Genomic DNA, 14,461 nt, shown 5'->3' on the forward strand with positions numbered 1-14,461 from the left:
TGGTTGCCGCGGCTAGTCTCGAGTCAGAGATTGGTCGCGGCGATCAGAACCCACAAGGATGTGAGCCAGGAATGACAGACCGTGTACGGCAGCAGGGCACAGGCCTCGACGAAGCGACGTTGTTGACGCGTCTTCGCGAGGCCTTTTTCACGCACATCGACGAGGGTGACAGCGACGACGTCATCAACGGTCGATCGGATCGAGTCCTGCTCGCGCATCTCGCGCTCGGGAGGCAGCGGACGCCAGGCACGGCTGTATGGCGTGTGTACCGCCCGTCAGGATCCGAGGGTCTCGGCGCTGCCGTCCAGATCGTCACCGACGACATGTCGTTGCTCGTCGAGTCCGTTACCGCGATGCTCAACCGACAAGGCGTGGGAATCAGTCAATTCGCCCATCCGATCCTGACGGTTGAACGCGACAACGCGGGCAATCTGATTTCCTTGGGCGACAGCGGTATCCAAGAATCCTGGATGCACGTCCAGTTGGACTCCGAAGTCGAGGATTCCGATCTCGACGCGATCGAAGCCCACCTCGGCAAAGTGCTCGCGGACGTCCGCCAGGTGGTTGGTGACACCCCGGATATGAAGGCACTGCAACTGCGCGTTGCCGACGAGTTGGAGAGTGCTGCAGAAACTGCCTCCGGGAGGATCACCCCCGAAGAATTCTCCGATACCGCTCGGCTGCTCCGGTGGATGGCGGACGGAAACTACGCCGTACTCGGATACCGGCGATTCGAGGGCACGAAGGACGGCTCGCGCACGGTCGCCGGCAGCGGGCTCGGCGTGCTGCGCTCCGACGCGGTCACCGAAGGCCCGATGAGTTTGCCTCCAGTTGCAGATCTCCCGGATCGACCGCTTCTGGTCCTGACGCAGGGATCGTTCCCCGCCACGGTGCACCGCGCTGTCTACCCGTACTTCGTGGGTGTCTCGATCCTCGACGACAGCGGAAACATCGTGGGGGAGCACAGATTCCTGGGTGTGTTCACCGTGGTCGCACTCCACGAGAACGTCCTCGCGATTCCTCTGATCGAGCGACGCGTCCGCGAAGTCATCGCGCGTGCCGGTGTCGACCTGCATTCGTACTCCGGGCAGGCGATGCTCGAGGTCATCCAGTCCTTCCCGCGCACCGAGTTGTTCTCGAGCGATGCCGAGACCTTGTTCGAGACCGTCCACGCCGTGCACAGCATCGGGCTGCGTCGACAGGTGCGACTCTTCGTCCGCGAGGACACGTTCGGACGGTTCGTATCCTGCTTGGTGTATCTGCCTCGCGACCGGTACACGACGCGGGTGCGACTGGCGATGCAAAACCTGTTGTGGCGCGAATTCGGACCAGGCACAGTCGATTACACCGCCCGGGTTACCGAGAACGATCTTGCGCTGTTGCACGTGACGATCCGGCGCGATCCGGACAGTGAGCCGGTTCATCTGGATGTCTCCGAGGCCAACCGCGAGCGAGTTCAGGCCCTGCTGACCGAAGTCAGTCGTAGCTGGGACGACCGCATCAACGACCTTGTTCGCGACATTCCGGGTGTGGATCCGGAACTGGTGCAACGGTATTCGCGGGTACTTCCCGATGGATACAAGGAGGACTTCGAGCCGTCACGCGCGCTGGCCGACATCGCCAGGCTCGAGGCGTTGGCGCCAGGCGCGATCGACGTACTGCTCTATCGCGCTGTGGACTCCGCGCCCGGTGCCTGGCGCTTCACGCTCTTCGTCGGCGGCGACGGTATCTCGCTGAGTCAGGTGCTACCGGTGCTGCAGTCACTCGGCGTCGAAGTTCTCGACGAGCGGCCGCACGTCGTGCAGCGACTCGACGGCGTTCAGTGCTGGATCTACGATTTCGGATTGTCGGTACCGGCGGATCTTCGGGCGTCGGTCGAGATCGACCTCGATGCGCAGGTGCCACTCGAGACCAGCACCGCCCCGCTGACCGAGGTCCAGAAGCGATTCACGGCTGCATTCGGTGCAGTCTGGTTCGGCCGGGCAGAAGCTGACCGATTCAACGAGTTGGTGCTGCGGGCCGGAATGTCCTGGCGGCAAGCCGTGGTGCTGCGTGCTTACGCAAAGTATCTGCGCCAGGCCACATTTCCGTACAGTCAGTTCCACATCGAAGGAATCGCGCTTACGCACCCGCAGACCGCGTTTGCATTGGTGCAGTTGTTCGAGGCGATGTTCGACCCCGAGAAGCAGGACGACATCCGCGTCGCCGAATTGGACGAGCAGTTGCGTGCGTCCATCGACGAGGTACTCAGCTTGGATGCCGATCGCATTCTGCGTGGAATGTTCTCCTTGGTGAAGGCGACCTTGCGTACCAATTTCTACGTCGTCGACGCCGATGGCCGCTCTCGCGACTACCTGTCGGTCAAGCTCGATCCCTCGCGGATCAGCGAGTTGCCCAAGCCGCGGCCGGCTTTCGAGATCTACGTGTACTCACCCGAGGTCGAAGGCGTCCACCTGCGATTCGGCGCAGTAGCGCGCGGCGGACTCCGCTGGTCCGACCGGCGCGAGGATTTCCGCACCGAGGTGCTCGGCTTGGTGAAGGCTCAGGCCGTCAAGAACGCGGTGATCGTGCCGGTCGGCGCCAAGGGCGGCTTCGTCGTGAAGAATCCGCCTCTGCCGACGGGTGATCCGGCGGCTGATCGAACGGCGACGCTGGAAACGGGCAAGGCCTGCTACACCACGTTCATCTCCGGATTGCTCGACATCACGGACAACGTGCACGCGGCTACCGGCGAAGTTGTGACGCCGGATCGAGTGGTGCGCAAGGACGATCAGGATCGCTACCTGGTGGTCGCCGCGGACAAGGGCACGGCGACGTTCTCGGATCTCGCGAATTCGGTTGCCGCCAAGTACGACTTCTGGCTCGGCGATGCGTTTGCCTCCGGTGGCTCCGTGGGATACGACCACAAGGGCATGGGAATCACCGCTCGCGGCGCCTGGGAAAGCGTCAAGCGGCACTTCCGCGAACTCGGGGTCGACACGCAGACGCAGGATTTCACGACGGTAGGCGTCGGCGACATGAGCGGAGACGTGTTCGGCAACGGAATGCTCCTCAGTCGGCACATCCGTCTGGTGGGCGCGTTCGACCATCGACACATCTTCCTCGATCCGAACCCGGATGCAGCGAGCTCGTTCGTCGAACGTCAACGACTTTTCGAGTTGCCACGGTCGTCATGGGCCGACTACGACAAGAGCCTGATCAGTGAAGGTGGCGGCGTCTGGGACCGCACGGTCAAGTCGGTTCCGATCGCCGAAAGCGTCAGAATCGCACTGGGTCTGGCCGAGGGGGTCACGAAGCTCTCGCCGCCGGAATTGATGCAGGCGATTCTGTCGGCACCGGTGGATCTGCTGTGGAACGGCGGAATCGGTACATACGTCAAGGCTTCGACCGAGACGAACGCGCAGGTCGGAGACAAGAGCAACGACGCGGTGCGAGTCGACGGTCAAGACCTACGAGTCAAGGTGATCGGTGAGGGCGGCAACCTCGGCGTGACTGCTCTGGGACGAATCGAGTTCAGCGCCAACGGCGGTCACATCAACACCGACGCCATCGACAACTCGGCCGGCGTCGACTGCTCCGATCACGAAGTGAACATCAAGATCCTTCTCGATTCGCTCGTGCGTTCGCAGTTACTGCCGACTCAGGAACGGAATCCGTTGCTGGCGTCGATGACCGACGACGTGGCGGCGCTGGTGTTGGCGGACAACATCGCCCAGAACGCGCTGCTCGGAATCTCCCGCGTGACCGCGCCGCAGATGCTCGGTGTTCACCGCCGTCAGTTGACGGATCTGACCAAGGCACGTGGACTTGACCGCAAGCTCGAGGCGTTGCCGACCGACAAGGAGATCGAGCGTCGCCTCGAGGCCGGTGTGGGTCTGACGTCGCCGGAATTGGCGACGCTGACGGCGCACGTGAAGCTTTCACTCAAGGACGATCTGCTCGCAACCGAGTTGCCGGACAACGATTTCTTCGCCCAGCAGATCCCGCAGTACTTCCCGACCGCTGTTCGCGATCGGTTCGAAACAGAGATCAAGGCACACCCGTTGCGGCGGCAGATCGTCGCGACGATGCTCGTGAACGAAGTGATCGACAACGGCGGAATCACGTACGCCTACCGCTTGGCCGAGGAGACCGGAGCGAGCAGTACCGACTCGATCCGTGCCTACGCCGCTGTGCGAGAGGTCTTTGCGCTCGACGAGGTGTGGTCGCGAATCCGCTCGGCCGGCGTCAGTGCAGAGATCGAAAACGAGCTGATCGTGGAGTCATGCCGCTTGCTCGACCGCGCGTCGCGGTGGTTCCTGGCCAATCGGCCCCAGCCGATTGCCGTCGGCGCCGAAGTTGCGCGCTACTCGGCAGCGTATCGGGCGACGGCGCCGCTGGTTCCGGGGCTGCTCGCCGGCCACCAGCTCGACGATCTGCTCGTGCGCGCTCAATCCGTGATCGATCGCGGGGCTCCGGAAGCGTTGGCGCTGGACGTGTTCCGACTGCTCGACGTCTACTGCCTGCTCGACATCGCGGATATCGCCGACATCGCAGATCACGACATCACCGAAGTCGCGGAGCTGTACTACGCCTTGGACGCGCATCTGGGAATCGACTGGCTGCTGAGCGCGGTCTCGGGACTCGAGCGCGGCGATCGCTGGCACTCGCTCGCTCGGCTCGCGTTGCGAGACGACCTCTACAGTTCGCTGCGGCAGCTGACGATGGAGGTTCTGGCCGGCGGCGAGCCGGGGGAGTCGCCGCAGGAGAAGATCGACGAATGGGAATCGACCAACGCCTCGCGGCTGAGTCGGGCGAGGGCAGCTCTCGTCGAGATCTTCGAGTCTGGGACGCTTGACCTCGCGACGCTCTCGGTGGCGGCGCGTCAGGTTCGTAGCATGGTGCGCAGCATGGGCACCCGATCGGAGGTAGGACGTTGAGCGAAGGATTCCACGCCGAAGTTGTGGTTCGGTGGTCCGACATGGATGCCTTCCAGCACATCAACCACGCACGGATGGTGACGTTGCTCGAAGAGGCGAGGATTCCTTGGTTGTTCGAAGACTCGCGCCCGACGGTCACCCTGCGTGACGGGGCTGTGATTGCCGATCTCCATGTGCGGTACCGCGGGCAACTGCGGCACGACGATTCACCGCTCGATGTCTTCATGTGGGTGGAAAAGGTTCGCGCGGTGGACTTCACCATCGCGTACGAGGTTCGCCCCCGCGGCGCCGATCTCAGCGTCCCGCCGTCCATCGTGGCATCGACTCAGATCGCGGCCTTCGATATCGACACTCAACGTCTGCGCCGCCTCAGCGGGCCCGAGCGGGAGTACTTGGAGAGCTGGCAACGTGCATGAACGTGTCCTGACCGTGCCCGAGGAGGCCGAGCGAAAGAACTTGGCCGGCTTCATCGGTCACGCCTTGCGTTTGGACGAGTCCGCGGTCATCCGAATGCGTCGACGCGGCGATGCGCACCTGAGCGTCTGGGCGTCAACGGGTTTCGACGCTCTGGCGACGCGAACCGTGGCGGGCACCATCAACCCTGACGACACGTCGGCTGCCGGCGATCAGTTGCTCTCGGCGGTGGAGCAGGCAACAGGTGAGCTGATCGATCCGGGGTTCGCCATGGATTCGGCGTGGCGTGGGGCGTTGCCGCCGATGGACGGCTTCGAGCACCTGGACGACGTACCCGCCCGGGTGTTGATCGAACTGGCGCAGCGGGGCAACGCCTTGGCGCTCGAGCATGGAAGTAGTCACGGGCCGCCGGCGTCGTTGCTCGATCAGGACGTGCTCGAGGTCAGTGGTCCATCAGGCACGGTCGGGATCTCGATGCGAGTTATTTTTGCCTTGACCGCAATGGGATTCGTTCCGCACGCCGGATCCGAAGCGATGACTGCGGACATCGATCTCGAACAGATCGACGCGTCGGAACTGGTTCGGGTGCGGGCGAGTCGATCGTGGGTGCGCCTCGATGCACGGTTTGGTTCGATCTACCGTCACCGCGGTGGTTCGATACCGCTGATGGTTGCGCGGTAGGAGTTCAGGCGACGGCCACCACCAGCGCGATGGGGCCGCCGCCTGACGACGTGCGAGAGTGTTCGGTCAGATCAGCCACGCCGCAGCGTTGACGGGCAACTGACCGTCGACGAGTGGTGCGCTGCTCAACAGCAGCTGCCCGCTCGGCAGTGCGATCGGCACCTCCGTGGTGTTGAGAGCACAGATCAGACCGCCGCGTCGACGGAAAGCGAGGCAGCCGGGGGGACTGCCGTACCAATCGATGTCGGTGCCGGAAAACTCCGGCCTGGCGCTACGAAGTTCGAGGGCGGCGCGATACAGCGAGAGCATCGAGTCGACGTCCTCGATCTGAGCCTCCACGGTGAGCGTCGACCACTCGGCCGGCATCGGCAGCCAGGTACTCGCACCGGTGGTGAATCCGAAAGGCGGCTCGGTTCCTTCCCAGGGAAGGGGCACTCGGCAGCCGTCGCGTCCTCGCTCGGCATGTCCGGATCGTTCCCAGACCGGGTCCTGTAGTGCATCGTCGGGCAGGTCGACGTTCGGCAGGCCGAGTTCGGCTCCGTTGTAGATGAAGCTCGCGCCCGGAAGCGCCAACTCGACGAGGATCATCGCCCGTGCGCGTTGCGTTCCGATCTCGTCCCCGCCGTAGCGCGTGACTTCACGTTCGACGTCGTGATTCGACAGTGTCCACGTGGGCACACCCCCGACCTCGGCGACGGCCGCGAGGGAGTTCTCCACGGCCTCTCGGACGGACTCGGCGGAGAATTCGGTTTCTGCAAGCCGGAAGTTGAATCCGAGATGCAGTTCGTCTGGCCGGATGTATTCGCCGAACTTCTGGTTGTCCTTCACCCAGATCTCGCCGACGGTCATCGCCTCCGGGAACTCGTCCATGACCTTGCGGATGCCGCGGTGGATTTCGTGAACTGCCGGATTGTTGAACCGCGGGTCGTCGTCGGAATTGCGCATGAGCTCGTTGAGCTCCCAGTCGTGGTCCGGCAAACCGTCGGGCTTGGCCATTCCGTGGGCCACGTCGATGCGGAATCCGTCGATTCCGCGCTCGAGCCAGAAGCGCAGAGTCTTGGCGAGGTCGTCGAAGACCTCGGGGTTGTCCCAGTTCAGGTCCGGCTGTTCCTTGGCGAAGATGTGCAGGTACCACTGGCCGGGTGTTCCGTCGGCTTCGGTGACGCGGGTCCATGCCGGGCCGCCGAAGATGCTCGGCCAGTTGTTCGGCGGTTCGTTGCCTTTTTCACCTTTGCCGTCTCGGAAGATGTAGCGGGATCGCTCCGCAGAACCGGGCGCCGACGCCAGGGCTGCCTTGAACCACTCGTGCTGATCACTCGTGTGGTTCGGGACCAGGTCCATGGTGACCTTGATTCCGCGCTCGTGGGCTGACGTGATCAGCGAATCCATCGTCGCCAGATCACCGAACAGGGGATCGATGTCGCGAGGATCCGAGACGTCGTAGCCGTGGTCTGCCATTGGTGACTTCATCACCGGGCTCAACCAGATCGCGTCGATGCCGAGCAGTTCGAGGTAGCCGAGTTTCTCCTCGACTCCGCCGAGGTCGCCGATACCGTCACTGCCCGAATCGGCAAAGGAACGCGGATAGATCTGATAGAAGACCGCCTCGTTCCACCACGGGGCTTCGGGCCGGCTTACAGAGGACGAATCCGCGGGGGTGCTCACAGCAGTTCATAGTGCCAAACGTCTGGCACTCTCACGACTTGGACACGGCAAAAGCGTGACTCTTTACCTAGCCTTGGTGTACTTTGCATTCACGCGGTGACTCCATGTGGCAACTTTGGTGTTACTGCCGGGGGAGAAGTATCGAGAATTCAACCAAGGGGGCTTGGCCTTGACTTTGTCGGCAATCGAAGCGGTCAGTTTGGATCACGTACTGCTCGACGATGATCCGATCAACCGGGACTGGATAATCTTCGGCACACCGGTTGCACGGTCGGCGCAATGGTCGGCGAGTAAAGACGGGACCACGACCACGCACGTCTGGGATTGCACGAAGGGGCGCTTCCGCTGGTACTTCCATGCGGACGAAATCGTGCACATCATCGAAGGGTCGGTCACCGTTCAGGGCGACGGAATCGCGAAACGAACCCTGGGCGTCGGCGATGCCGCACTGTTCCGGGCGGGCAGCTGGTCGGAGTGGGAGGTCGAAGAGTACGTGCGCAAGCACGCAATCTTGAGTTCTCCCCTGCATCCCACGGTGTCGTTCGGGGTACGGGCAGCCCGCCGGATCGCGCGTGTGTTCAGGCCGAAGGCGAAGTAAACGGTCAGATGGCGGAGTTCACCATGGACGCAGCAGCCATCTCCATGTAGTCGATCAACTGCTTGCGGTGCACCGGGCTCAGGGTCTTCTCGTCGATGGACGCGATGGCGACGTGCATGCACCGAAGCCACGCATCACGCTCGATCGGGCCGATCACGAAAGGATTGTGGCGCATCCGCAGACGCGGATGCCCACGCTCCTCCGAGTACGTGTGCGGCCCGCCCCAGTACTGCTCGAGGAACATCCGCATCCGCCGCTCTGCCGGGCCGAGATCGGCCTCGGGGTAGAGCGGGCGCACAACCTCGTCCTTCGCGACTTCTTCGTAGAATCGCGCGGTGAGCTTGTGAAACGTCTCGGCTCCGCCGACGGCGTCGTAGAAGGTCTGCTGCACGTCGTGCTGTACGTCATTCATGGCAAGTTCCATTGTGCCTGACGGCCGTAGTGGTCGGTTTCCGGGTCGACGACGGTTGCATCGGGTCGGAGTGCGTACCCATTCACCGGAAATTCACCGTCCGTCCTGGCAATTTTGTTCGAAATGGGAGTGCGTAACGCGATCATCCGTGGTCAACTTGGGGGCAGTCTCCCGGAGGTCGTATGAAGAACCGACATGCTGCACGCAATCACCGACAACTCCAGCCCACTAGCGCGCGGAACGACCACGCGTTAGGGGCTGTTCTGGAAGTTGTTCCTGACGGGTTCGCGCACACTGCTGACCCACTCTTTTCCGAAGAGCATTCTCACCTCGAGATGTTCCCTCCCGATCGCGTTGTGCCCGAGTGGGTAAAACGTCGGGTGCTACTGCTCAACGTCACGTACGAACCGCTGACCGCCCTTCCTGCCAGGCGCGCGGTCGTACTGATGGCCTGCGGCAAGGCCGATACCGTCCACGAGGACGAACAAGGCCCGGTAGTCCATTCTGCGGACTGGTCGGTGCAGGTTCCCTCGGTCATTCGATTGCGCACCTACGTGCGCGTTCCGTATCGCGCCCGCATCCCCATGACTCGTGCCGCACTGATGCATCGTGACCACTTCCGATGTGCGTACTGCGGAGCCAAAGCCGAAACCATCGACCACGTCGTTCCTCGCAGCCGAGGTGGCGGGCATTCGTGGGAGAACTGCGTCGCGTGCTGTGCCCCCTGCAATCACCGCAAGGCCGACAAGATGCTCAGCGAACTCGGATGGACTCTCCGTGCGGAATTGGTTCCCCCGTCCGGTCCGCATTGGCGTCTGCTCGCGGCGACCAAGGAATTGCATCCGGCGTGGATGCCGTATCTCGGCGTGGGCGCAGCCTGAGCTATGTGTCGGCGTGGGCGCAGCCTGAGCTATGTGTCGGCGTGGGCGCAGCCTGAGCGGCGTTCTGTCGTCACCGAAACGAAATTGCCCGAGAATTTGTGGCCCTGACGCTTTCCTTCCTGGCGTTCTGGGCTACGTTATCTGGTGTGAGCATTCTCGAGGTAGTACTGATATACGTTGGGATTCCGGCCTTGATCACCGCGTTCTTCGCGGCTGCGTCCTTCCTCGGGAAGAAGACGCCGGGACCGGTTCCGCCGGCGTTCCATCTCGGTGAGTCGTGGGATCACGCTCCCGTGCTGTGGAGTGCTGTCGACGAAGTCACCGTTCGCGGTGGCCATCACGGCAGTGCACACGCAATCGAAGCCGGTTCGGCTGATCTGATCGGAGGGTCCGCAAGTGGCAAGTGGTGATCATTCGACCGCGCTCGCAGTAGCGCCCGAGGACCTGCCCGTCGGCAGCGTCGTCACGTCCAGCGGACGCGTTTCCGGTGTGCACCGCATCGGCGAGCCGTTCACCGACGATCTTCCGTTCGAGACCATGGATCTGGTCGCGCTCGACGTCGCGATGACCGAAGCGACGCGGGCCACCAAGGTGCGATTCAACGCCTACATCGGTGATCTCGGTTCTGATCCGGCAGCGGGTGCCGACGCACTGTTCCCGACCACGCCCGAAGCCGAGCGTTCCGTGCTGATCGCCGTCTCGCCCAACCAGCGCACCGTCGAGGTACGCAGCGGGCGGGCAATCGCCGATCGGGTCACTGATCGCGTTACCCAGCTCGGAGCAACGGCAGCTGTTGCATCCTTCAGTGAAGGCAACCTGATCGACGGACTGATCAGTGCCATCCGCGTTATGGCAGCCGCAATTTCAGCGCCGTAACTGTTTGTCAGACACCGGCCGGTGCCCGCGTCGATTCGTGAGAATCGACGCGGGCACCGGCCTTTCGCATGTCAGCTCGCGTCGAACTTTCGTGCTGCGAGTGAACGAACCACACCGGCCTGGCCTTCGACGACCAGACGACGTAACGCGGGAGGGATGTCGCCTTCGAGGAATCGGTCTGCCGCCGCGACGGATTCTGCGGAGATCGACCACGCCGGGTACAGCCCGATGACGACGGTCTGTGCCACTTCGCTCGAGCGTCGTTCCCACACCGCCGCGATGTCGGCGAAGTAACGGGAGACGAAGGGTTCGAGCAATTCGTCCTGGCCTTCGCGAGCGAACCCGCCGATGATCGATCGTGCGGTGATGTTGGGCACCGAGTCGTCGCCGACGACCTTCGCCCAGACCTCTTCCTTGACAGCAGCCTGCGGACGTCCGGCCGCGGCCGCCGCGGCTTGACGAGCGCCCGCAGCGGTCGGGTCACGCTGGGCTTCGGCGTCGATGAACGGAGTTGCGGTTCCTTCGGCGTCGATCTCACCCGCAGCTGCCAGTGCCCCGACGATGCGCCAGCGCAGGTCCGTGTCGACGATCAGGCCGTCGAGCCCGACGGTGGAGGGATCGGCGTCGAGCAATTCGCGCAGTACCTCGGTGTGCCACGGGGAGAGTGCTGCACCGGTGAGTGCGTTGACGAATGCCAGCTGGTGGTCGGACCCGGCCTCTGCCTCACGTGCGAGTTCGAGCAACCGATTGGCGAAGCTCGCCGCGCCTTCGGCCTCGGCCCAGGCCGGATCTGCGTAGGAGCCGATGGCGGTTTGGGCTTGGAGCAAGAGACGTTGCACCACACCGACTTCGGTCTCCGAACTGATGCCGCGCTCGACCAGTGCGACGAAGTCGCGCGCCTTCAGTTCGGCCTGACGGGTCATTTCCCACGCCGCCGACCAGACCAGGGTGCGGGGGAGTGAGTCGGTGATGTCGCCGACCCGCTCGATCGCCGTCGCCAAAGATTCGGGATCGAGTCGCACGGAGCCGTAGGTGAGATCGTCGTCGTTGACCAACACGAGTGCACCGCGGGCGACGCCGACAAGTTCGGGGACATCCGTGCTTTCCACGGCATCGAGGTCGAGTTCGACGCGATGGCTTCGTACCAACTTGCCGTCGACGTCGTCGTAGATGCCGATGGCGATCCGGTGGATTCGCCGCTCGCCGGCGCCTGGTGCCGCACCGTCCTGCAGGACGGCGAAGCGGGTGAACTTTCCGTCTGCGTCGACATCGAAGTCGGGGCGCAGGATGTTCAAACCGGTGGTCTTGAGCCACTGTCGACCCCAGTCGGAAAGGTCACGGCCCGAGGACTTTTCGAGTGAGCCCAGCAGATCGTCGAATGTTGCGTTTCCGAATGCATGCTCACGGAAGTACTCACGCAGTCCGGCGAGGAACGGCTCGAGTCCGACGTATGCGACCAACTGCTTGAGGACGCTGGCGCCCTTCGCGTAGGTGATGCCGTCGAAGTTGACCTCGACGGCAGCCAGGTCCGGAATGTCCGCGGCAATCGGGTGCGTCGACGGCAACTGATCCTGGCGGTATGCCCACGACTTCTCGACGTTGGCGAACGTCGTCCAGGCGTTCGTGTACTCCGTGGCCTCGGTCTGGCACAGGACCGAAGCGAAGGTCGCGAACGACTCGTTGAGCCACAGGTCGTCCCACCACGCCATCGTGACGAGGTCGCCGAACCACATGTGCGCCATTTCGTGCAGTACCGTCTCGGCACGACGCTCGTACGAGTAGCGGGTCACCTTGGACCGGAAGACGTAGTCCTCGAGGAATGTCACGGCGCCGGCATTCTCCATCGCGCCCGCATTGAATTCGGGGACGAAGAGCTGGTCGTACTTGCCGAAGGCATAGGGAACACCGAAGTTGCGGTGGTAGAAGTCGAATCCCTGCTTGGTCTCGGTGAAGAGCCGCTCCTCGTCCATGAACTCGGCCAGCGAAGCGCGGCAGAAGATTCCGAGCGGGATGTCGCCGTGCTCGTCGGAGTAGTTGTCGGTCCACTGCGCGTAGGGACCGGCGATGAGCGCCACCAGGTACGTGCTCATCTTCGGGGTGGTCCGGAAGACGTGCTTGCCGGGATCGGCGGCAAGGGTCTCGACGACCGCGGAGTTGGAGATGACCTTCCACGACGTGGGAGCGGTGACGTGGATGTCGAACGTGGCCTTCAGATCGGGCTGATCGAAGCACGCGAACATGCGCTTGGCGTCAGCCGTCTCGAACTGTGAGTAGAGGTAGACGGCGTCATCGGTCGGGTCGACGAATCGGTGCAGTCCCTCGCCGGTGTGGGAGTAGATGCAATCGGCCTCGATGACCAACTCGTTGTCGGCAGCGAGGTCGGGAAGGCTGATGCCCGTCGACTCGTCGTAGTCGGAGACGTCGAGTGCGGTGCCGTTGAGGACCGCGGAATGGACTCGGGCCGCGACGATGTCGATGAAGCTGCTTGCTCCGGCCGTAGCCGTGAACGTGACGGTGGTCTTCGAAGAGAACGTCTCCTCGCCGGGTGCGTCGTTGCCGTCGGTGAGATCGAGTTCGATCAGATAGTTCTCGACGGTCAGGATTGCTGACCGTTGCGCTGCGGTTTCGCGTGTCAGGTTCGGTGCGACCACAAAGATCTCCTCGTAGATGGTGCGGATCTATTACGTCCATCCCATCACGAAGAGAACGGCTTTACTCAAGCGGACACTTCTGCCAGCGGAATCTCCGGATCGGCCAGCCGCTCCGGATCGACAGGACGCGAAGAGGCGACCAATTCCTTGATGGCGTCACCGGCATCCCAGATGTTCACGTTCATGCCGGCGAGCACCTTGTTCGCGGAATCGAGCCAGAAGGCCAGGAACTCGCGCTTGTCGACGTCGCCGCGAGTGACGACACGGGAGTAGCCGCCGTGCGGCGCGTGACCCACGTATTCCATCCCGAGGTCGTACTGATCGGTGAAGAAATACGGCATGCGCACGTACTCGGCGGGCCGACCCAACATGGTGTCTGCGGCCGTCTCGGGTTGGTTGAGTGCGTTTGCCCAGTGCTCCACCCGAATTCGTGCATTCAGAATCGGATGCTGTGCGGCCGCGATGTCGCCTACTGCAACGACGTCGGGGTCGCTGCTCTGCAGACCGGCGTCGACGAGAACTCCGTTGTCGACGTCGATACCCGCCTCCGACGCCAACTCGGTGTTCGGCAACGCGCCGACAGCAATCAACACGGCGTCGGCCGGAATCACGGTGCCGTCGCTCAAAGTGACGCCGGCGGCGTGATCGCCGTCGACAGAGATTGCGCTGACGTCCGTGCCGGTGCGCAAGTCGACGCCGTTCTGGCGGTGCAGAGCGGCGAAGACCTCACCCATTTCCGGGCCCAGGGTCGATTCGAGCGGAAGGCCGGCATGTTCGAGCACGGTGACGTCGACGTCGAAACCGCGAGCCGACGCGGCAATTTCGAGACCGATCCAGCCGGCACCGATCACGACGAGTTTCTTGTCGGCGGCCAGGGTGCGCAGTAGCGCAGCGGCTTGATCGACTGTTCGCACGTAGTGAACGCCCTCGGCGTCGGACCCCGGGATGTCGAGGCGCCGCGAACGTGAGCCGGTGGCCAAGGCGAGCTTGTCGTAGCTGATCGTGGAACCGTCCGGAAGTGACACGGTGTGCGCAGCGGGGTCGATGGCCGTTGCCGTCGTTCCCGGACGAAGATCGATGTGATGGTCGCGGAACCACTCGCCGTCGTGGACGGTGAATTCGGGGAGTGTCTTCTTGCCTGCGAAGAACTCTTTCGACAGCGGCGGCCGCTCGTACGGAAGGTGGTCTTCTTCGCTCAATACGGTGATCTCACCGTCGAAATCTCTGTCACGCAGGGCTTCTGCGATCTTTGCGCCCGCGAGCCCGCCGCCGACGATCACGAATCTCCGGTTGGTGCTCATTACTGAACCACTCCTTCGTACTCGTTTCTTTTCGACACTACTGCGATCGGAAGGTGGTTCGGG

11 protein-coding genes are annotated in these 14,461 nt (G+C 63.1%); 7 read left to right on the forward strand and 4 right to left on the reverse strand.

Translation table 11 applies throughout. From position 1 onward, the window contains the following. Positions 1-71: 71 nt before the first annotated feature. The 3 genes from CPI83_RS11065 to CPI83_RS11075 are packed head-to-tail and all read left to right on the forward strand — an operon-like array spanning position 72 to position 6,014. On the forward strand, positions 72-4,919 hold the full coding sequence (locus CPI83_RS11065; protein WP_097387216.1) for an NAD-glutamate dehydrogenase: 4,848 nt from the start codon (positions 72-74) through the stop codon (positions 4,917-4,919). After that, positions 4,916-5,335 (forward strand): thioesterase family protein, encoded by a 420-nt coding sequence (locus CPI83_RS11070; RefSeq protein WP_003944573.1) that lies wholly within the window; start codon positions 4,916-4,918, stop codon positions 5,333-5,335. The genes CPI83_RS11065 and CPI83_RS11070 overlap by 4 nt, the downstream gene beginning before the upstream one ends. Next, positions 5,328-6,014 (forward strand): hypothetical protein, encoded by a 687-nt coding sequence (locus tag CPI83_RS11075; RefSeq protein WP_019749097.1) that lies wholly within the window; start codon positions 5,328-5,330, stop codon positions 6,012-6,014. The genes CPI83_RS11070 and CPI83_RS11075 overlap by 8 nt, the downstream gene beginning before the upstream one ends. 66 nt (positions 6,015-6,080) lie before the next feature. On the opposite strand, the gene CPI83_RS11080 is transcribed toward CPI83_RS11075, so the two are convergent. Further along, on the reverse strand, positions 6,081-7,679 hold the full coding sequence (locus CPI83_RS11080) for a glycoside hydrolase family 13 protein (protein ID WP_020908240.1): 1,599 nt from the start codon (positions 7,677-7,679) through the stop codon (positions 6,081-6,083). Between the two features lie 163 nt (positions 7,680-7,842). Between CPI83_RS11080 and CPI83_RS11085 the strand changes: the two genes are divergently transcribed. Beyond that, complete coding sequence (locus CPI83_RS11085) at positions 7,843-8,277, forward strand: cupin domain-containing protein (RefSeq protein WP_021344735.1); 435 nt, start codon at positions 7,843-7,845, stop codon at positions 8,275-8,277. Positions 8,278-8,281: 4 nt separating this feature from the next. On the opposite strand, the gene CPI83_RS11090 is transcribed toward CPI83_RS11085, so the two are convergent. Continuing rightward, entirely contained in the window at positions 8,282-8,689 is a 408-nt protein-coding gene (locus CPI83_RS11090; RefSeq protein ID WP_003944464.1) for a globin, read from the reverse strand. 335 nt (positions 8,690-9,024) lie between these two features. Between CPI83_RS11090 and CPI83_RS11095 the strand changes: the two genes are divergently transcribed. From CPI83_RS11095 to CPI83_RS11105, 3 genes are all read left to right on the forward strand, one after another. Further along, on the forward strand, positions 9,025-9,570 hold the full coding sequence (locus tag CPI83_RS11095; RefSeq protein ID WP_019749093.1) for an HNH endonuclease: 546 nt from the start codon (positions 9,025-9,027) through the stop codon (positions 9,568-9,570). A 146-nt stretch (positions 9,571-9,716) separates the two neighbouring features. After that, positions 9,717-9,980 (forward strand): hypothetical protein, encoded by a 264-nt coding sequence (locus CPI83_RS11100; protein ID WP_007730943.1) that lies wholly within the window; start codon positions 9,717-9,719, stop codon positions 9,978-9,980. Then, positions 9,967-10,446, forward strand: coding sequence for a DUF5130 domain-containing protein (locus tag CPI83_RS11105; protein WP_019749092.1), 480 nt, complete (start codon positions 9,967-9,969; stop codon positions 10,444-10,446). Before CPI83_RS11100 ends, CPI83_RS11105 begins: the two co-directional genes overlap by 14 nt. A 71-nt stretch (positions 10,447-10,517) precedes the next feature. On the opposite strand, the gene pepN is transcribed toward CPI83_RS11105, so the two are convergent. Continuing rightward, positions 10,518-13,097 carry an aminopeptidase N gene (gene pepN / locus CPI83_RS11110; protein ID WP_020970004.1) on the reverse strand — a complete coding sequence of 860 codons (2,580 nt, stop codon included), beginning with the start codon at positions 13,095-13,097 and terminating at the stop codon, positions 10,518-10,520. A 65-nt stretch (positions 13,098-13,162) separates the two neighbouring features. After that, positions 13,163-14,398, reverse strand: a complete 1,236-nt coding sequence (locus CPI83_RS11115; protein ID WP_020908238.1) for an FAD-dependent oxidoreductase — start codon at positions 14,396-14,398, stop codon at positions 13,163-13,165. Positions 14,399-14,461: the final 63 nt, after the last annotated feature.

Source organism: Rhodococcus sp. H-CA8f, assembly GCF_002501585.1.
In the GTDB taxonomy this organism is placed as follows: Bacteria; Actinomycetota; Actinomycetes; order Mycobacteriales; family Mycobacteriaceae; genus Rhodococcus_F; species Rhodococcus_F erythropolis.